Below are 18,314 nucleotides of genomic sequence, written 5' to 3' on the forward strand. Positions count from 1 at the left end.
GTCTCACACGCTCCAATCGAGCGATTCGAGAAACTCGTATATATCTTCATGCAATTGCTTTTTCTCCTGATCCAGCGTAATGACATGGCCTGATTTCTCGTACCATTTGATGCGCTTGTCAGTCGACTCCGTTTCGTCGTGGATGATGTTCGCAGACTCCGGATTGATGACCTTGTCCAATGAACCTTGGACGACGAAAAGCGGTGCATAGACATGATCGACGTTATTCCGTACTTCACCGATCAGCTCACGCAATTCCGCGAGTGTTTCCATCGGCTTTTCCTCGAACTTCTTCATCTCTTCTTCGATAAGCTTATCATCTTTTCCTTCATATTTCTTGTATTCGCGGGCATACTCCAAAACGCCCTGGTACATCAGGTCTGTGGATTTCATATGCATCGGAGCGCACATCGTCACAATGCCCTTTATAGGCTTTGTATACCCCAGTTTCAAGCTGAATACGCCACCGAGCGACAAGCCGGCCACAGCGATTTCCTTGTATCCCTTGTCGACTAATGTCTGATACGCTTGTTCGACATCTTTCCACCAATCGGTCGGGCCTGTTTCGACAAGCTTTTCCGGTGCGACGCCGTGTCCAGCATAATGCGGCGCGATGCTCGTATAGCCTTTCGTTTCCAGAAATCGCCCAAGCATCCGGACATCTGCGGAATTGCCGGTAAAGCCGTGCAATAACAGTACCGCACGCGGCCCTTGCTCAAAGAAAAACGGTTTTGGTTGTGAAATTCGCATAAACTTTCCCTCCAACTGAATTTACTTGCTATTTATGTGGGCCTGTGCCCAATTTCCCCTAAAAGAAAACGCCTAACCACTTAATGGTCAGGCGATGTGCTCTACATTATACTTTCGTTACGGCGATAGCCAGAATAAAGAATAAGGCAGCAAGGACGATCGTCACCCGGTGTAGGACAAGATCCAACCCGCGGGCTTTTTGCTTGCCGAAAAGTTGCTCTGCTCCACCGGAGATGGCTCCTGAAAGGCCTGCACTTTTCCCTGATTGCAATAGAACGACAACAATCAAAGCGATCGAGACGATAAGAAGTAATGTCATTAACAATGTATGCATAAATACCACCTCCTGAAAAGAACCTCCACAACAAACTCTAGTTTACCAAAAATTGAAACCTCAAGCAATAGAGCCCCTAAAAAATACAAATGATTAAGACCATCTCATCTTTTTCTGTTCATTCTTTTTCGGAAACGGTTGATGAGGAACATTTGCTTTATCTAGTAGAGCGGAAAGTAAGATTCCATTTAAACTTAACTCCGCAAAATAGCTGCAACAAAAGCTTGCTCTACTCTCGCGAAGCTCGAGCATCGCAAATGTATAGGCTTAGCTTTACTTCGCCTATACATTTGCCGCGGGCGAGCGCTGAGCCGCTTCCCTCGCTTCGCTCAGTCCAGGGTCTCATCTGTCTCGCTTTCCCGTAGGCAAGAATTAGCCGACGTGAACGAGGCTAATTCTTTGCGATGCAGTGCGAAGCGCTGCAGGAGCAGTTAGGGGTTCTGCGCTATTTTGCTCCGTTCTGATTAACACCCGATATTTATTAGAAAGTCTATGAGCAAAGCCCAGTTTTTATAGAAAGTTTTCAAAGCTGAAGCGCAAGGGGCTGACGCCGGAGGGACTGCGCGGGACAGGCGAGACCTATATGGCGTAGCCATTAGGGCTCGACGCCCGCCCCTCGGCAAGCATGCCCCTGAAGCGTAAGATTTTTACAATGATTTATAAATCAGCTTCAGACAACTCACACTAAGCAAGCTCTTCTTCCTCACACATTCTAACAGAAAAGCTGCCGGAAAAAATCCCCGGCAGCTTTTCCTCACCTATTCGCTATTATTTCTTCAAGTTATAGAAAGTTTTAACGCCCAAGTATTTCGCTGTGTCGTGCAATTGGTCTTCGATGCGAAGCAATTGGTTGTATTTCGCTACGCGGTCCGTACGTGACGGTGCACCTGTCTTGATTTGCCCTGCATTTGTCGCCACTGCGATGTCTGCGATCGTCACATCTTCCGACTCGCCTGAACGGTGGGAGATGACCGCTGTGTAGCCTGCGCGCTTCGCCATTTCGATTGCATCGAACGTTTCTGTCAATGTACCGATTTGGTTTACTTTGATGAGGATCGAGTTGCCGATGCCTTGCTCGATGCCTTGTGCCAATTTCTTCGTGTTCGTGACGAACAAGTCATCACCGACCAGCTGGACTTTATCGCCGATACGTTCTGTCAATAGCTTAAAGCCATCCCAGTCGTTCTCATCCAGTCCGTCTTCAATGGAAACGATCGGGTATTTATTTGCCAACTCTTCATACCAGTCGACCATTTCAGCGGAAGTTTTGATGGTGTTGTCGCCAGCCAATGTGTAGACGCCTTTTTCTTTGTCGTAGATTTCAGAAGCAGCTACGTCCATTGCGAGCAAGACGTCTTGCCCTGGCTTGAAGCCGGCTTTCTCGATCGCAACCATAATCGTCTCAAGCGCTTCTTCGTTCGAGCCAAGGTTCGGTGCGAATCCGCCTTCGTCGCCGACAGATGTGTTATAGCCTTTGTCTTTCAGTACAGTTTTCAAGTTGTGGAAGATTTCCGCACCCATGCGAAGGGCATGTCGGAAAGATTCAGCGCCAACTGGCATAACCATGAATTCCTGGATGTCAACATTATTATCCGCATGCTCGCCGCCGTTCAGGATGTTCATCATCGGCACCGGCAATTGCTTAGCATTGAATCCGCCGAGGTATTGGTAAAGAGGCAAGTCCAGATAGTTCGCTGCTGCATGGGCAGCTGCCATGGAAACGCCAAGAATTGCGTTTGCGCCAAGACGGCCCTTGTTTTCAGTTCCGTCAAGCTCGATCAACGCCTGGTCGATGGATACTTGATCCAGTACTGAATAGTTTTCTTCCAACTCGTCAGCGATTTCATTGTTTACGTGATCCACCGCTTTTTGGACACCTTTTCCAAGGTAACGGCTCTTATCGCCATCACGAAGTTCAACCGCTTCGTGTTCTCCAGTGGATGCGCCAGATGGCACGATCGCGCGGCCGAATGCGCCGCTTTCTGTGAATACCTCAACTTCAACAGTCGGGTTCCCTCTGGAATCGAGTACTTCGCGTGCTTGAATGTGTGTAATAATTGGCAATGTCAACAGCTCCCTTTTCAAATGGTTTGTTCAATTTCGTTTATACGTTATTCGAAATGTAAAGATTTTCAATTAGATAAGTTGGAAAAGATAGCTTTGAAATCGTTCCAGGCGGACGCTTTCCGCGGGCATGGCTTCAGCCGCTTCCTTCGCTTGCGCTCAGTCCAGGGTCTTCAGCTCATGTCGCTCCGTCGCTCTGCTCCCGCAGGAGTCGCCACCTTTCACTCTTTTATCTTTCCTGATCTGCAAAGAATTCTAAATTTCAACAAATTAATTCAACTTATACAGCTCTTGAATACTTTTTAATACAACGGTTTCCCAGTCATCTCTTCCGGCTGCTCAACATCAAGCAGTTTGAGGATTGTTGGTGCGAGATCCGCTAGAATCCCGCCGCTTCGCAACACTTCCCCGTGCTTCGTCAAGATGACCGGCACACGGTTTGTCGTATGCGCCGTCATCGGCAAGCCGTCTTCTGTCAGCACTTCATCCGCATTGCCGTGGTCGGCCGTGATGAGCGCCGATCCGCCTTGGCGGTGGAGCGCTTCAATAATCCGCCCGAGACATTCGTCCACGACTTCGACTGCCTTGATTGTCGGCTCCAGCATGCCGCTATGGCCGACCATGTCTGGGTTTGCGAAATTTAGGATGATCGCATCGTGTGCGCCTGCATCGATTTGTTCGACGAGACGGTCGGTCACTTCATAGGCGCTCATTTCAGGCTGCAGATCATAGGTTGCCACTTTCGGCGACGAGACGAGAATGCGGTCTTCCCCTGGGAAAACTTCTTCTCGCCCGCCGCTCATGAAAAAGGTGACGTGCGGGTATTTTTCCGTTTCGGCGATGCGCAATTGCGTCATGCCGTTCGCAGATAACACTTCCCCGATTGTATTCACCAAATTGACGTTGCCGTAAGCAATTCGGGTCTGCAATTCTTCACTGTATGGAGTGAAGCTGATAAACATCAAGTCTTTGGGATGGTGGATACTCAGCGGGAAATGGGCAAAATCGGGACGCGTCAATACAGTCGTCAACTGGATGGCGCGGTCGGGACGGAAATTGAAGAAGATGACGGAGTCGCCCGATTCAATTACAGCAGGCGCCTCCCCGTCTTTTAGGACCGTAAACGGCAGGACGAATTCATCGACAATCCCTTCTGCATAGGATGCTTCCACACCGGCCGCAGCGGAACTGGCGCTTGGCCCGATTCCGTCAACCATTGCGCGATAAGCGAGTTCTATGCGCTCCCAGCGCTTGTCGCGATCCATTGCATAATAGCGCCCGCTGATGGAAGCGAAACGCCCGATGCCGATTTGCTGCATTTGTTTTTCAGTTTCTTCTATATAATGGAGCGCGGTTTTCGGCCCGACATCGCGGCCATCCAAAAATCCATGAACATAGACTTCGCTCAAGCCTTGCTGTTTCGCGAGACGCAATAAAGCAAACAGGTGCTCATAATGGCTATGGACGCCCCCATCGCTCAACAAGCCCATGACATGCAAAGCTTTGCCGTTTTCTTTGGCGTTCATGACAGCGTCCAAAAATGCGGCATTTTCAAAGAAATCGCCGTCTTTGATCGATTTATGGATACGGGTCAAGTTTTGGTAAACAATGCGGCCTGCACCGATATTCAAATGGCCGACTTCGGAATTGCCCATTTGCCCGTCCGGCAAACCGACCGCTTCACCCGAAGCGGTCAGCAATTCATGGGGATATTCGTTCCAAAGCCTGTCGAAATTCGGCTTATGCGCTTGCGCGACTGCATTTCCAGCGGTTTCTTCGCGGCAGCCGAAACCATCCAGGATGATCAAGGCAGCCGGATTGGCCGTTTTACGCATTTGAACCCGCCTCCAACAGCTGGACGAACGATTCCGTTTCCAAGCTCGCGCCGCCGACTAATGCCCCATCGATATGCTCCATCGAGAGCAATTCCTGGATATTGGCAGGTTTCACGCTTCCGCCGTATTGGATGCGTACTTTTTCAGCCGTGTCCTCGCTGTAAAGTGATGCGATTTTCTTGCGCACGATGCCGCAAGCTTCGTTAGCGTCTTCAGCCGTTGCTGTTTTGCCTGTTCCAATTGCCCAGATTGGCTCGTAAGCAATGACCAGTTCTGCGATTTGCGCATCGGTCAATCCCTCGACCGCTTTCTCGACTTGTGATTCCACAATGCTTTCCAGTTTGCCCGCTTCACGCTGTTCGTCGGTTTCGCCTACACAAAGGATTGGCGTTAGTTGATGCGAAAATGCTGATTTCACTTTTGCATTGACTGTTTCATCGGTTTCATTGAAATACTGGCGGCGTTCGGAATGCCCAATGATGACGTAGTCGACGCCGATATCCGCCAATTGCACAGGGCTGATTTCACCAGTGAATGCCCCTTCGCCTTTGTCGTGCATCGTCTGTGCGCCAATTTTCAATGCGCTGTTTCCTGCAGCATCGACTAATTGCGTGAGGTATAGAGCCGGCGCACAGATGACAGAATCAAGCTTGTCAGCATCCGGCACCAAACCGTTCACTTTCTCCACGAATTCTTTCGCTTGTGATGCTGTTTTATACATTTTCCAGTTTCCTGCAATGATCGGTTTTCTCACAAAAACACTCCCTTTATTTATCGCTTAATGCGGTGACCCCTGGCAGATCTTTGCCTTCCATGAACTCCAGTGAAGCCCCGCCGCCTGTGGAAATATGGTCCATTTTATCTGCAACATGGAACTTTTCGACTGCCGCTGCCGAATCGCCGCCTCCGATGACTGTGTAGCCAGATGTTTCTGCCATCGCTTCGGCGACGGATTTCGTGCCGTTCGCGAAAGCTTCCATTTCAAAGACGCCCATCGGCCCGTTCCAGATGATCAGCTTCGACTGCTTGATCACATCGGCATACAAGTTCGCTGTTTCCGGCCCGATATCCAGCCCCATCCAATCGGATGGAATTTCTTCGATTTTCACCGTTTTCGTCTCTGCGTCTTTCGAGAACTCGCTCGCCACTGTGGCATCGACCGGCAAATAAAACTTCACGCCTTTTTCCTTCGCTTTGTCGATGAACGATTTGGCGAGATCGAGTTTGTCTTCTTCGACAAGGGAATTGCCGATTTCATGGCCTTGCGCCTTGATGAAGGTATAGGACAAACCGCCGCCGATAATCAAGTTATCAACTTTGTCGAGCAAATGGTCGATGACGCCGATCTTATCTTTCACTTTCGCCCCGCCGATGATGGCCGTGAACGGGCGGTCCGGTTCGGATAAAGCTTTGCCAAGCACATCCAGTTCTTTTTCGAGCAACAGGCCAGATACCGCCGGCAAATGTTCGGCGATTCCTGCAGTTGAGGCATGGGCTCTGTGCGCAGCGCCGAACGCATCATTGACGTAGACATCTGCAAGTGCCGCAAACTGTTTCGCGAGTTCCGGATCGTTCTTTTCTTCACCTGCATGGAAACGAACATTCTCAAGCAGCAGGATATCGCCTGGTTCAAGAGAAGCGATTTCCTGTTCCACTGTCTCCCCTATGGATTCCTCCAGGCATTTCACGTCGCTGCCGAGCAATTCGGACAAACGCGCCCCTGCCGCAGCAAGTCTCATGTCTTCGTTAACTTGGCCTTTCGGGCGTCCGAGATGGCTCGCCAAGATCACTTTTGCGCCTTGTCCGGCCAAATACTCGATCGTCGGCATCGCCGCACGAATCCGTGTGTCATCCGCCACTTTCCCGCCGTCCATCGGTACGTTGAAATCGACACGGCAAAATACGCGTTTCCCTTTCAAATCCAAGTCTTTCATGGTCATTTTCTGCAGCATGAAAATACCTCCCAATTATATTCAAAAAAATAAGGGGTGGGGTAAAATCCCCACCCCTTTTACCCTCTTTATTATAGAGGTTCATTGGTAATTAAGCTATGATTTTCAGGTTACAGGCCTTTTTTGTACATGTGCACAGCCAAGTCTACGCAGCGCGCAGAGTAGCCTGATTCGTTGTCGTACCATGCAAGGACTTTGACCATGTTTCCGCCAAGAGCCATCGTTGATGCAGCATCCACTGTAGCGGAAGCTGTGTTGCCGTTATAGTCGCGTGATACCAGCGGAAGTTCGCTGTATGCCAAGTAGCCTTTCAGCTCATTTTCAGTCGCATCTTTAAGCGCTTGGTTCACTTCTTCAACCGATGCATCCGTTTCAAGTTCAGCCACAAGGTCGATCAATGAAACGTTCGGTGTTGGAACGCGGATGGCCATGCCATCAATTTTGCCTTCAAGTTCCGGCAATACTTTTGCCACGGATTTCGCTGCGCCCGTTGTTGTCGGGATCATCGACTCAGCCGCAGCACGCGCACGGCGGTAGTCTGAGTGAGGTGCATCAAGCAAGGCTTGGTCATTCGTATAAGAGTGGATTGTCGTCATCATGGCTTTCTTGATGCCGAACTTGTCGTTCAACACTTTAGAAATTCCGGACAAGCCGTTAGTCGTGCATGAAGCGTTCGAAACGACGTGGTGTTCTTCAGGGTTATAAGTTTCTTCATTGACGCCCATCACTAGCATTTTCATGCCGTTTTTGCCAGGCGCTGAAAGGATGACTTTTTTAGCGCCCGCTTCAATGTGCTTCGACGCTTTCTCTTCTGTCGTGAAGATTCCTGTCGACTCCAAGACGATGTCGATATCGTGCTCTTTCCATGGCAATTGCGCCGGATCTTTTTCAGCGAACACTTTGATTTCCTTGCCGTTGACGAAAATCGATCCGTCTTTGGCTGAAACGTCTGCATCCAAAGCGCCGTGCACAGAATCGTATTTCAGGAGATGCGCAAGCATGTCTGCATCCGTAAGGTCATTTACTGCCACTACTTCCACTTCGTCGTTGTTCATTGCTTCACGGAATACTACACGGCCGATGCGGCCGAAACCATTGATTGCCATTTTTAAAGTCATTTATAATTCCTCCAATTTTGTTGTTGGGTTGAGTATTGCCCTTGCTGCCGCTTCATCCGTAATCAGGATGGTGCGTTCAGGCGCGGCCTGGAAATAAGATTCGATGGCTCGCGCTTTTGTGCGTCCTCCAGCAACGGCCATGATGCCCGGTGCTTTTTGGACCTGCTCTAATTGAATCCCCGCTGTCGGGATGCGGTAAACTATTTTTCCGTTTTTATCGAAATAATAACCGAAGGCTTCGCTGACAGCCCCGCCTGTCTTGATCTTCTCGACTTCGTTCACGGAAGAGCGGCGCCTGATGGCCATCTCTTCTGCATCGCCGATTCCATGGATGACTAAATCCGTCCGGTCATACAGCTCCATCATTTCTTTGATGACAGGTTCCCTCATCATCATTTCGAGCGCTTCCGCACTCAAATGCTCAGGCAGATAAAGCGTGCGGACAGCTCCGCCTGTTTTTTCGGCAAAAGATGAAGCGATGGTGTTCGCCTGGTGAAGCATTTCTTCCCCCAGGCCGCCTCTTGCAGCGATAAACTGCATGGCGGGGTTTTTCCTCGCCGTGCGGATTTCAGCTGCTACGGCGGCCATTGTACTGCCGCCAGTAACAGCGATCGTCCGGCAGTTTTCGAACATTTCCTCCGCAATACGAGCGGCTTGCCTGCCAATAGAGGCTTTGACCGAAGATAACCGGTCGCTATCCCCTGGCAGAACGACGGCTTGTTTGATGCCGAGTTTCGCTTGCAGCCCGGTTTCGAGCTCTGCAGTCCCAGCCAATTCCTTGACCAGCTCACGGAGTTGGTCAAGAACATCGTCTCCCAGTATCGTAAGGCTCATGCCGCTCTTGCTCATTTCGATCAAGGCTTGGTCCCTCAATAAATCGGTCTCTTTGCGGATTTCCCTTTCGGCTGCGCCTGTCATCTCGCTGATCGTGCGCCTTCCAACGGGCTGTTCGGTTTGAATCAGCTCGAGGATGCTATAGCGCTTTTTCAGCAAGCTTGGCAGTTCAGGCAATAAATGCACTTGCGCTTGCAGAACTGGATCCATCGCTCCACCCCTTTGTTGGACGTTTTCTGTCCCACTATATATAATTACGTCCCACTAGATTCATTGTAGCCGAGCTATTAGATTTATGCAAATAAAAAGAAGCGTTAAAGAATTAACGCTTCCAAAAGTTCGCCATAGCCAAAATTTCCATAGAGCAGCACTTTTTCGTGTTTCGTGAGCACTGGAATCATCAGCATATACTGTTCATGCAATTGTTCATCTTCTTCAATATTGATTTCCCGGAAGTCAATCGGGTAATCTTCCTGCAATAGCGTCAGTGCAGACTTGGCCTCTTCGCAAAGCCCACAATTTGGCCGAGTATAGAGTGTATACATGCCATTCCTCCTTATTAGAAGCCTCGCCCGGCTCCGCCGCCTCCTGAAGAGCCGCCACCGCCGCCGCGGAAACCTCCACCGCCGGAACCGCCTCCGAAGCCGCCGCCAAAACTGCCGGGCCCGAAAAACCCGCCGCGCCTCATCGTTCTGCCGCGGCCGCGACGTCCACGGCCGCCGCCTCCTCCTGTAAACAGGAACAACAAAACAAGTACGATCAGGAAGGTGATGACCGGCTGCATAAAGCCGCCTCCACCTTCACTGCTGCCTGGCGTCACTTCATTGAGCGGCTGGGGGCTAGCCGCTTCCCCGTCCCAGCCGTATTCCGCAGCCACTTCATTGTACAGTGCTTGGTACGTATTGAGGATCGCTTCGTCCGGCTGGTCTTCACGCAAATATGGAACGGCGTAATCATCCAAAATGCGCCCGACTTTTCCGTCAGGAAGCGCGCCTTCCAGGCCGTAGCCGATTTCGATGTAGATCTCACGGTCTGTCATCGATAGCACGACCAGCACGCCGTTGTTCTCTTCCGCTGAGCCTACGCCATAATGGCGCAACGCTTCATTGGCGTAGCTTTCGATCGGCTCACCTTCCAAGGACTCGACGACCATAACGGCAATCTGGGCAGTTGTCGCGTCTTCCAGGCCAGCACCTAAGCTCTTGAGCTCGGCTTCCTGTTCTTCGCTCAAGACGCCCGCGATATCCTGAATGTAAATATCATCAGTCAACTCCGGAAATTCTGCCGCCTGCACAGTTCCGGGGATCATCAGCAGCAACAAGAGCAAAACAGGAATTCTTCGGATCATTCTTCGTCAGTCCCAAAGTCCACATCCGGTGCATCTTCTGCCCCGGCATCAGCTTCGAAATATTCCTTTTCGTCAAAGCCGAAGATTCCCGCCACCATGTTGCCTGGGAAACTGCGAACTTCCCGGTTGAATTCCGTCACCGAGCCATTATAGTCCTGGCGGGCGACTGCAATCCGGTTTTCTGTTCCGGCCAGTTCATCGGATAATTGCTGGAAGTTCTCACTCGAGCGGATTTCCGGATAGTTCTCGACGACGACGAGCAAGCGGCTGAGCGCGCCGCTCAATTCGGCGTCTGCCTCGGCCTGTTCTTCGACTGATCCGGCATTCGCCATGCTCGAACGGGCTTCCGTGACACTATCGATGACCTCTTGCTCCTGGTCGGCAAAACCTTTCACAGTTTCCACCAAGTTCGGGATCAAATCAAGCCGGCGCTGCAATTGGCTTTCCAGCTGCGCATAGGACTGATTGACGTCTTCTTCCAACTGAACGAAATTATTATAGCTTGAGCCGAATACGGCGATGGCGATGACGATCAGCCCAATCACCAACAGCAATGGAATAAGTAATTTTTTCATTTCCAGTCTCCTTTTCTTTTACAATAATATTTTTTGTTTTCCCTGACTGCCTGGCCGTTGAAACCCTTTACACATGATTCTACGTTTCAGGGAATGAAAAGATTCAACGAAAAAACCGCACAGCCTTTGACAGGCTGTGCGGTTTTCCATTTTTACACCCTCGGAGGGAATCGAACCCCCATCTCAAGAACCGGAATCTTACGTGTTATCCTTTACACTACGAGGGCAAATGTTGTTAGCGACTTTTCTATTATACAAAAGCTTTCCCTTTATTTCAAGCGGCTATTTTCAATTCGTTAGATTTGACCTTCATTGACCATGATGTGTATGATGAATGTACGGCTGAACGGTGTTTCAGCAGCACTTACATTTACCCGAAGGAGGAAATTATCCATGAATTTAATCCCTACAGTAATCGAACAGACAAGCAGAGGGGAACGCGCATACGATATCTATTCCCGTCTATTGAAAGACCGCGTCATCATGCTCGGCAGCGGGATCGATGACAATGTCGCGAACTCCATCGTCGCGCAATTGCTATTCCTTGAGGCTGAAGATCCGGAGAAAGACATTTCCATCTACATCAACAGCCCAGGCGGCAGCATCACGGCCGGTATGGCGATCTATGATGTCATGCAATTCATCAAGCCAGATGTCCAGACAGTTTGCATCGGCATGGCTGCATCCATGGGTGCTTTCCTTCTGGCTGCCGGCACAAAAGGCAAACGCTATGCATTGCCAAACGCTGAAGTCATGATCCACCAGCCACTTGGCGGCGCCCAAGGGCAAGCGACTGAAATCGAAATCGCCGCAAAACGCATCCTGTTCTTGCGCGAGAAACTGAACCAAATCCTGTCTGAACGTACTGGCCAGCCGCTTGAAGTGATTTCACGCGATACAGACCGCGATAACTTCATGACTGCTGAACGCGCACTTGAATATGGCCTCGTCGACCAAATCATCACGCGCAACAAACTGCCGGAAAACCACGAAAAAGAAGATTAATATTAGACAAAAAGAGCTGTCCCGCATGTGGGACAGCTCTTTTTTTGCTGCTTAAGGCGCCTGGCTTTAAGCTTCTTTATCGACCAATTGCGCCAGCGCATCGACTGCTGATTCTTCGTCAGCGCCGTCGGCTGATATCGTGACGTTCGTGCCTTTGCTGACAGCTAGGCTCATAATGCCCATGATGCTCTTGGCATTGACTTTCTTGTCGCCTTTTTCCAAATAGACATCCGAACTATAGCGATTGGCTTCCTGTACGAACAATGCCGCCTGCCTCGCCTGTAATCCTGATTTCAATTGCACTTCCACTTGTTTTTCTACCATGCATATCCTCCTCCGAAAACTTGACTCTCACGCAATCTATAGAAAAGAGCAGCCGCTTTACCGGCTGATCGTTTCGCCTTTTCTCAATGACTCGGCAATCTCATCGATTTTCCGGAGCCTATGGTTGACGCCTGACTTACTCACTTTTCCTGTCGATACCATTTCGCCCAGTTCTTTCAGTGTGACATCCTGGTACTCGACACGCAAGCGGGCTATTTCTTTCAGGCGGTCCGGCAATTGATCGATTCCGATTACCTGGTCGATAAAGCGGATATTTTCGATTTGCCGCAGCGCCGCATCGATGGTCTTATTCAAATTGGCCGTTTCACAATTGACTAAGCGATTGACGCTATTGCGCATATCACGGAGGATCCGGACATCTTCGAATTTCAACAGTGCCGAATGGGCGCCTGTCAGGCTAAGGAAATCGGAAATTTTCTCCGCTTCTTTCAAATAAGTCACAAACCCTTTTTTCCGCTCGATCATTTTCGCGTTCAACTGGAAATGGTTCATCAGGACAACCAGCGCTTCAGCGTGGTCTTTATAGGAAGAATACACTTCCAGGTGATAGGAGGATGTTTCCGGGTTGTTGACCGAGCCTCCCGCCAGGAATGCCCCGCGCAAATATGAACGCTTGCAGCACGTCGTCGAAATCAGTTCAGGGGAGATATCCTGCTGAAACTGGAAGCCTTCAGACAAGATCAATAAATCCTCGAGCACCAGCTTCGCGCCTTCCCGCAAACGGCAAATATAGATGTTATTCTTTTTTAGGCGCATCTTCTTGCGCACCAGCAATTCCACTGGATATGCTTTATAGAAGCGCTTCAGCAATGTATAGATCCTTCTCGCGATGGCTGCGTTCTCCGTTTGGATATCCAGGCTCAATTGGCGGTTGGAAAATGACAGCGTGCCGTTCATGCGAATCATCGCTGACAGTTCCGCTTTTCCGCAGCAATCATCCACTTCGATCTGGGTCATTTCTTTTTTTGTTTCTGATGCAAAAGACAATTATGCCCCCCCTTTCAAGCTTTAAGAGTACCGGCGCCGCGATTCTTCCTTCGATTCGCTGCTGGCATATCCATAAAGCCATTTCGCCACTTTCATCGGTTCATGCCGGACGGCTTCCCCGAAAATATTCGCAATGTCATGGCGATACACTGCAAGCCCAAGTTTTTTCAGGCGTTCTTCATCGTATTCCACCGGCCACGCTTTTTCTTTTTTGTATCTTTCAGCCACTACTTGCGGCATCTGGACTTTATCGATCAAAATGGCATCGAGGAAATCCACGCCTACATGGTCGTATAGGGCTTTTACGTGATCCGAAGCTGCATAGCCATAAGTTTCCCCTGCTTGGGTCATCAGGTTGCATATATATATTTTTCGCGCCTTTGCTTCGATCAGCGCTTTTTTGATATCTTTCACGAGCAAATTCGGCAAGATGCTCGTGTACAAGGAACCCGGCCCGATGACGATGACATCTGCCGATTTGATCGCCTGAATGGTATCGGGCAAAGTCCTGACGCCAGCCGGTTCCAGGAAGACGCGCTTGATTGGCTGCATATAGGCAGGAATCTTGGATTCGCCTTTGATGATAGTCCCGTCTTCAAGCTCAGCATTCAAGGTTACCAGTTGATTGGCAGCAGGCAGGACGGTGCCGTTGACGTTCAAGACACGGCTCATTTCCCGGACCGCATGCGAGAAATCGCCTGTCAAATCGGTCAAAGCCGCAAGCATCAGATTGCCCAGTGAATGGCCTTCCAAATCAAGCGAATGCTTGAAACGGTATTGGAACATTTCGGCCACCAAAGGTTCGGCATCCGACAGCGCCGCCATGACGTTGCGGATGTCGCCTGGCGGAGGGATGTCCAAGTCATCCCGCAAACGCCCGGAGCTCCCGCCGTCATCTGCCACTGTGACAATCGCCGTCAAGTCGAGCGGAAAAGTTTTCAAGCCCCTCAGCAAAGTGGACAGACCGGTCCCGCCCCCGATGATTACGACTCGTTTTTGCTGGAGACTTTTTTTCATGTGCTCAGCCCTTTCTGATTTTCACATCTCTATGCGTAATGCTGACTTTATTGTTTTTCGATAAGTATTTTCCGAAATACTCAGCAAGCGTCACGGATCGATGCTGGCCGCCCGTGCAGCCGAAAGCGATGACCAATTGCGCTTTGCCTTCCTGTTTGTACTGGGGGATCATGAAATCGAATAAATCTTCCAGTTTTGCCACCAGCGTCTGCGTCTCCTGCCATTTTAAGACATAATCGGAAACCGGCTGATCCAAGCCCGATTGCGGATTCAATTCTTCTATATAATAAGGATTCGGCAGGAAGCGCACATCAAAGACCAGATCCGCATCGATCGGCATGCCGTGCTTGAAACCGAAAGACATCAAGTTGACCGTGAAGACATTGCTCGTTTTCGAAGCGAAATCCGAAGTGATTTTCTCCTTCAGCTGGCGGGGGCTCATTTCAGACGTATTGTACATATAATGTGCCCGCCCCTGCAGGTCTTTCAGCATATCCCGTTCTTTTTTAATGCCCCCAAGGACGAGACCGCCCGGCGACAGCGGGTGGGAACGCCGTGTTTCTTTGTAGCGGCTGACGAGCGTCTGGTTTTCCGCATCGAGAAACAGGATGGTGATCGACACTTCCGGTTCCTTTGATAAATCATCGATCGCATCTACGAGGCTGGCGAAAAAATCGCCACCGCGAAGGTCCATGACCGCTGCGACGCGTTTCATCGATTTGCCTGAATCCCGCATCAATTTGATGAATGTCGGAAGAAGCGCAGGTGGAAGATTATCGATGGTGAAAAAACCGAGGTCTTCAAAACTCTGGATTGCCACTGTCTTCCCTGCACCGGACATTCCGGTGATGATGATCAATTCGGTTTCTTCGATATGCTTATCCATGCTGGCGGTTCACCTCTTCGGTCGATGATTGGATGTTCTCGTCTAGCAGTTCGAACTCCTGCGTGTAATAAAAGGTCCCGTATTGGACGCCTTCCTGATAAGCCGCAAATAACAGGTTCGTCCGGTCACCCTCCGCCATCGGAAGGGTATGCAGGCTTTCGACAGGATGCCATTCAAGAATCCCTTCTCGTGTTTCTTCGAATGGCGTTCCCCGGAGCTGTGTCGCCCGGAACGTGAACAGCATCCATTCATCCACCGTTTGTCCGCCTTCTTGGATCATCATGGTGTAGACGCCCTTCAGATGGACGCCCATCGGCTTTGCATCGGTTTCTTCCCTGAACTCACGGATGGCCGCTTCATAAATCGATTCGCCGCTTTCCATCTTGCCGCCAGGGGCTACGTACCAATCCCTGCGCGGCTTTTTCATCAATAATACTTTGCCATTCTCTATTAGCAATAAATTCGCGATTCGCTGCACATTTGCCACTCCGCATCTAATATAAACTATTTTCATTATACATCTATCCTGGCGTGTCATGCAAAAGAATGCAAAAAAAGAGGCCACTCCCCGGACTTTCCGGAAAGCAGCCTGTCAAAGATAACTATATAAAAAGGGGGTTGATTTACTATACCCACTATACCCCTTTTGCATGACAATGCTGTTACAGAGCGATTAAGAAATCGTTAAGCTTGCGCTTTTGAAGCGATTTTTTCTGCAAGCTCTTCCACGTAGTGCTGGACGCTCTGTGCGGCGATGCTGCCGTCGCCAGTCGCCGTGACGACTTGGCGCAAAGTTTTATCCCGCACATCGCCTGCCGCGAAGATTCCCGGCACTGATGTTTCCATTTCTTCATTCGTCTCGATATAGCCCAGGTCATTCAAGATGCCCAGCGATTCAAACGGTTTTGTCAACGGCAGCATGCCGATGTAGACGAACACGCCATCCGTCTCGAATTCCCGTTCGGAATCGTCTTTAGTCGACACCAATGTGACGCTTCCGACCTTGCCGTCTTTCTCATGGATCTCTTTCACTGTCGTGTCCCAGATAAAGTCGATCTTGTCGTTCGCAAAAGCGCGGTCCTGCAGGATTTTCTGCGCGCGCAATTCATCTCTGCGGTGGACGATCGTCACTTTATCCGCAAAGCGCGTCAAGTAGACCCCTTCTTCGACTGCAGAGTCCCCGCCGCCGACGACCACTAGTTCCTTGCCTTTAAAGAAGGCGCCGTCGCACACTGCGCAATAGCTGACACCGCGGCCGCCAAGTTCGGTTTCGCCTGGGATGCCCATCTTCTTATACTCGGCTCCGGTCGTCAAGATGATGGCGCGGGCTTTGTATTCTTTCGAACCGGCTTTAACGGTTTTGAATTCATCGCCGTCAATGATTTCAGTTACGTCGCCATATGCATACTCTGCACCGAATTTTTTCGCATGTTCAAACATTTTTGTTGATAGGTCAGGGCCGAGAATATGGTCAAACCCTGGATAGTTTTCAATTTCTTCAGTGTTGGCCATCTGCCCGCCTGGGATCCCGCGCTCAAGCATGAGCGTCGAAAGATTCGCTCGGGATGTATAGACCGCTGCTGTCATGCCAGCCGGCCCTGCACCGATAATTAACACATCGTAAATATTCGTCGTTTCTGTCATTATAGGCCCTCCTCGTTATCACTAGCTAAATCGTAAAGCAATAAACTGCCGCCTTCAACTTTTATGCCTAGCTGTCGAAATTCGGCAAAAAACCGATTAATTCATCGACGTATTTTGCCAATGTTGCGGCAGAAGTCCCGAATTTCGTAGCGACCGCTTTTTTTGTCGTTTCCCGTTTTTCCGCTGATTCAACCATGTATGTGACAGCAGCGGCAAGAGCGGCCGGGTTGCGGAATGCATAATGTTCATCAAAAGCTTGTTCTGCCAGCATGAACCACAACTGGAAGATGCCATCATTTTCCTGGTCGACCATCCCTTTTTGGTAATATAGGCGCTCCGCTGCTTCCATCGCACGTAAAAAAGCTTTCTCTTCCTTGACCGATTCACGGAATGGATGGCCCAGCGCATAACCGAGCATATATGTTTCCAGAACGGAGGGCTGCTCGGATTTCAGCCAATTCGGGTGCGAGATGATTTCCTGCTTATGGGAAGATTTCCCGAGCAGGAACAAACCATAGATCCGCTCGCTTAAATGAGGATGGTCAAGTTTGCGTATCAGAAAGTCCCGGTCGTGTTCAAGGGCATCGACATGCGGCATAACCGCCTGCTCTCCCCACGGCTCGTATCCCTCTTTCGCTGGGTCCATGCGTTTCAATTGCTCCCATGCCTGCTTGGCGGTTTCTTCATGGCCCGAATGATACGCGGCATGCGACAGCCAGAAGTAAAACGCCGGGTCACCATCAAAACCGCGTTTTTGAAGGCTTTTCAGCCAGCGGTACGCTTCTTTGTACTTGCCAACCAACGCAAAAGTCGCGCCTAATTTATAGCGATGTTCAAAGACATAAGGCTGGATTTTCTTCAGCAAGCCGAGGATATCTTCCAGTTCGTCGTTTTTCTCGTAATAATGAAACACTGCCAAATTGCACAATGCATGCAGATTGCCGGTATTTCTGCGAAGTACTTCGTGAAGCAGCGATTTCGCCATTTCCGTTTCCCCGATATAGAAATACGCAAGCGCCAGGTTGTTATAGGCGCCCCAGAAATCGGGCTTTTCCTCAATCACTTCTTCCAATAACTCGATCGCTTCCGGAAATTTGCCTTGTTCCATTAACCGGCGCGCTTTTTCCTGCAAATAATAATACTCGCTGTTATAGGCTTCGCCTTCATCATCGAACAGCTGCCAGTCTTCCTGCTCGGCGAAGTCGATGATTTCCATGGCTTCCGCTGCATAGCTTCCGCGTGTATCCTTTTCGAGATAATCCTTGGCATATTTCCGGGCATCAAAAAACAGGCCGAGATGTGCATGGACTTCAGCCAAAAAGAATAAAATATTCGGTTCTTCCGGATCGAGCTTATGGGCATTGCGCAATTCATCCATCGCCAGCTCGAACTCCTGCCGCTCCATCAGCACCACCCCGTAGTGCATCAGGATGAGCGGGTCATCCGGAGTCAATTCTTTCGCGCGCTGTAAATATTTATACGCCTTATCGTATTGTTCGCGCTGCAATTCCTTGAGCGCTTTTTGATAATAAAATTCCCCTGTCGGAATGAATGACACGACGTTATCGAAATTCTCTCTTTTGTTTTTCTCCAAAATATGCCTCCGTAACAGGAAAAGGA

The 18,314-nt window shown here is 50.0% G+C and carries 19 protein-coding genes and 1 tRNA gene; 1 reads left to right on the top strand and 19 read right to left on the bottom strand.

Features of this window, described 5'->3' with window-relative positions; all coding sequences use genetic code 11:
• Positions 1 to 3: 3 nt before the first annotated feature.
• The 12 genes from DP119_RS12820 to DP119_RS12875 form a co-directional block, all read right to left on the bottom strand.
• A complete protein-coding gene (locus DP119_RS12820) occupies positions 4 to 750 on the bottom strand; it encodes an alpha/beta hydrolase (protein ID WP_112233551.1) in 747 nt (248 codons plus the stop codon).
• A gap of 106 nt (positions 751 to 856) precedes the next feature.
• Positions 857 to 1,084 (bottom strand): preprotein translocase subunit SecG, encoded by a 228-nt coding sequence (gene secG, locus DP119_RS12825; protein WP_058381240.1) that lies wholly within the window; start codon positions 1,082 to 1,084, stop codon positions 857 to 859.
• Between the two features lie 768 nt (positions 1,085 to 1,852).
• A complete protein-coding gene (gene eno, locus DP119_RS12830; RefSeq protein ID WP_112233552.1) occupies positions 1,853 to 3,148 on the bottom strand; it encodes a phosphopyruvate hydratase in 1,296 nt (431 codons plus the stop codon).
• A gap of 302 nt (positions 3,149 to 3,450) precedes the next feature.
• Positions 3,451 to 4,983 (bottom strand): 2,3-bisphosphoglycerate-independent phosphoglycerate mutase, encoded by a 1,533-nt coding sequence (gpmI, locus tag DP119_RS12835; RefSeq protein WP_112233553.1) that lies wholly within the window; start codon positions 4,981 to 4,983, stop codon positions 3,451 to 3,453.
• Positions 4,976 to 5,737, bottom strand: a complete 762-nt coding sequence (gene tpiA, locus DP119_RS12840) for a triose-phosphate isomerase (RefSeq protein WP_112233554.1) — start codon at positions 5,735 to 5,737, stop codon at positions 4,976 to 4,978. Before tpiA ends, gpmI begins: the two co-directional genes overlap by 8 nt.
• A 13-nt stretch (positions 5,738 to 5,750) precedes the next feature.
• A complete protein-coding gene (locus DP119_RS12845) occupies positions 5,751 to 6,935 on the bottom strand; it encodes a phosphoglycerate kinase (RefSeq protein WP_112233555.1) in 1,185 nt (394 codons plus the stop codon).
• Positions 6,936 to 7,045: 110 nt separating this feature from the next.
• Positions 7,046 to 8,053 carry a type I glyceraldehyde-3-phosphate dehydrogenase gene (gap, locus tag DP119_RS12850; protein WP_112233556.1) on the bottom strand — a complete coding sequence of 336 codons (1,008 nt, stop codon included), beginning with the start codon at positions 8,051 to 8,053 and terminating at the stop codon, positions 7,046 to 7,048.
• Entirely contained in the window at positions 8,054 to 9,097 is a 1,044-nt protein-coding gene (locus DP119_RS12855; RefSeq protein ID WP_112233557.1) for a sugar-binding transcriptional regulator, read from the bottom strand.
• A gap of 104 nt (positions 9,098 to 9,201) precedes the next feature.
• Positions 9,202 to 9,432, bottom strand: coding sequence for a glutaredoxin family protein (locus tag DP119_RS12860; RefSeq protein ID WP_058381247.1), 231 nt, complete (start codon positions 9,430 to 9,432; stop codon positions 9,202 to 9,204).
• A gap of 14 nt (positions 9,433 to 9,446) precedes the next feature.
• Positions 9,447 to 10,235 (bottom strand): TPM domain-containing protein, encoded by a 789-nt coding sequence (locus tag DP119_RS12865; protein WP_058381248.1) that lies wholly within the window; start codon positions 10,233 to 10,235, stop codon positions 9,447 to 9,449.
• On the bottom strand, positions 10,232 to 10,810 hold the full coding sequence (locus tag DP119_RS12870; protein WP_112233558.1) for a LemA family protein: 579 nt from the start codon (positions 10,808 to 10,810) through the stop codon (positions 10,232 to 10,234). Before DP119_RS12870 ends, DP119_RS12865 begins: the two co-directional genes overlap by 4 nt.
• Before the next feature lie 155 nt (positions 10,811 to 10,965).
• Positions 10,966 to 11,037 (bottom strand) — tRNA-Arg (locus DP119_RS12875).
• 166 nt (positions 11,038 to 11,203) lie between these two features.
• Here DP119_RS12875 and clpP point away from each other — a divergent pair.
• Positions 11,204 to 11,815, top strand: coding sequence for an ATP-dependent Clp endopeptidase proteolytic subunit ClpP (clpP, locus tag DP119_RS12880; protein WP_068868719.1), 612 nt, complete (start codon positions 11,204 to 11,206; stop codon positions 11,813 to 11,815).
• A gap of 66 nt (positions 11,816 to 11,881) precedes the next feature.
• Here the strand turns inward: clpP and DP119_RS12885 are convergent, their stop codons facing one another.
• The 7 genes from DP119_RS12885 to DP119_RS12915 all read right to left on the bottom strand — a co-directional run bounded on the left by DP119_RS12885 (position 11,882) and on the right by DP119_RS12915 (position 18,288).
• A complete protein-coding gene (locus DP119_RS12885) occupies positions 11,882 to 12,139 on the bottom strand; it encodes an HPr family phosphocarrier protein (protein WP_112233559.1) in 258 nt (85 codons plus the stop codon).
• A gap of 57 nt (positions 12,140 to 12,196) precedes the next feature.
• Positions 12,197 to 13,147 carry a DNA-binding protein WhiA gene (whiA, locus tag DP119_RS12890; RefSeq protein WP_112233560.1) on the bottom strand — a complete coding sequence of 317 codons (951 nt, stop codon included), beginning with the start codon at positions 13,145 to 13,147 and terminating at the stop codon, positions 12,197 to 12,199.
• 21 nt (positions 13,148 to 13,168) lie between these two features.
• The gene (locus DP119_RS12895; RefSeq protein ID WP_112233561.1) at positions 13,169 to 14,164 is read right to left on the bottom strand and encodes a gluconeogenesis factor YvcK family protein; all 996 of its coding nucleotides are present in this window, start codon (positions 14,162 to 14,164) and stop codon (positions 13,169 to 13,171) included.
• 4 nt (positions 14,165 to 14,168) lie between these two features.
• Complete coding sequence (gene rapZ / locus DP119_RS12900; protein WP_112233562.1) at positions 14,169 to 15,050, bottom strand: RNase adapter RapZ; 882 nt, start codon at positions 15,048 to 15,050, stop codon at positions 14,169 to 14,171.
• Positions 15,043 to 15,528 (bottom strand): NUDIX domain-containing protein, encoded by a 486-nt coding sequence (locus DP119_RS12905; RefSeq protein ID WP_112233563.1) that lies wholly within the window; start codon positions 15,526 to 15,528, stop codon positions 15,043 to 15,045. The genes rapZ and DP119_RS12905 overlap by 8 nt, the downstream gene beginning before the upstream one ends.
• A 206-nt stretch (positions 15,529 to 15,734) precedes the next feature.
• Positions 15,735 to 16,694: a thioredoxin-disulfide reductase gene (gene trxB, locus DP119_RS12910; RefSeq protein WP_112233564.1), complete on the bottom strand. Its 960-nt coding sequence runs from the start codon at positions 16,692 to 16,694 to the stop codon at positions 15,735 to 15,737.
• A gap of 67 nt (positions 16,695 to 16,761) precedes the next feature.
• On the bottom strand, positions 16,762 to 18,288 hold the full coding sequence (locus tag DP119_RS12915) for a tetratricopeptide repeat protein (protein ID WP_338066454.1): 1,527 nt from the start codon (positions 18,286 to 18,288) through the stop codon (positions 16,762 to 16,764).
• Between the last annotated feature and the right edge of the window lie 26 nt (positions 18,289 to 18,314).

The organism is Planococcus maitriensis (assembly GCF_003289925.1).
GTDB classification, from domain to species: Bacteria; Bacillota; Bacilli; order Bacillales_A; family Planococcaceae; genus Planococcus; species Planococcus maitriensis.

Bases quoted from the DNA above. Each gene is read 5' to 3' on its own strand.
- DP119_RS12820 (WP_112233551.1), bottom strand. From the start codon at position 750: ATGCGAATTTCACAACCAAAACCGTTTTTCTTTGAGCAAGGGCCGCGT.
- secG (WP_058381240.1), bottom strand. From the start codon at position 1,084: ATGCATACATTGTTAATGACATTACTTCTTATCGTCTCGATCGCTTTG.
- gpmI (WP_112233553.1), bottom strand. From the start codon at position 4,983: ATGCGTAAAACGGCCAATCCGGCTGCCTTGATCATCCTGGATGGTTTC.
- DP119_RS12845 (WP_112233555.1), bottom strand. From the start codon at position 6,935: ATGCTGCAGAAAATGACCATGAAAGACTTGGATTTGAAAGGGAAACGC.
- gap (WP_112233556.1), bottom strand. From the start codon at position 8,053: ATGACTTTAAAAATGGCAATCAATGGTTTCGGCCGCATCGGCCGTGTA.
- DP119_RS12855 (WP_112233557.1), bottom strand. From the start codon at position 9,097: ATGGATCCAGTTCTGCAAGCGCAAGTGCATTTATTGCCTGAACTGCCA.
- DP119_RS12860 (WP_058381247.1), bottom strand. From the start codon at position 9,432: ATGTATACACTCTATACTCGGCCAAATTGTGGGCTTTGCGAAGAGGCC.
- DP119_RS12865 (WP_058381248.1), bottom strand. From the start codon at position 10,235: ATGATCCGAAGAATTCCTGTTTTGCTCTTGTTGCTGCTGATGATCCCC.
- DP119_RS12870 (WP_112233558.1), bottom strand. From the start codon at position 10,810: ATGAAAAAATTACTTATTCCATTGCTGTTGGTGATTGGGCTGATCGTC.
- clpP (WP_068868719.1), top strand. From the start codon at position 11,204: ATGAATTTAATCCCTACAGTAATCGAACAGACAAGCAGAGGGGAACGC.
- DP119_RS12885 (WP_112233559.1), bottom strand. From the start codon at position 12,139: ATGGTAGAAAAACAAGTGGAAGTGCAATTGAAATCAGGATTACAGGCG.
- DP119_RS12895 (WP_112233561.1), bottom strand. From the start codon at position 14,164: ATGAAAAAAAGTCTCCAGCAAAAACGAGTCGTAATCATCGGGGGCGGG.
- rapZ (WP_112233562.1), bottom strand. From the start codon at position 15,050: ATGGATAAGCATATCGAAGAAACCGAATTGATCATCATCACCGGAATG.
- trxB (WP_112233564.1), bottom strand. From the start codon at position 16,694: ATGACAGAAACGACGAATATTTACGATGTGTTAATTATCGGTGCAGGG.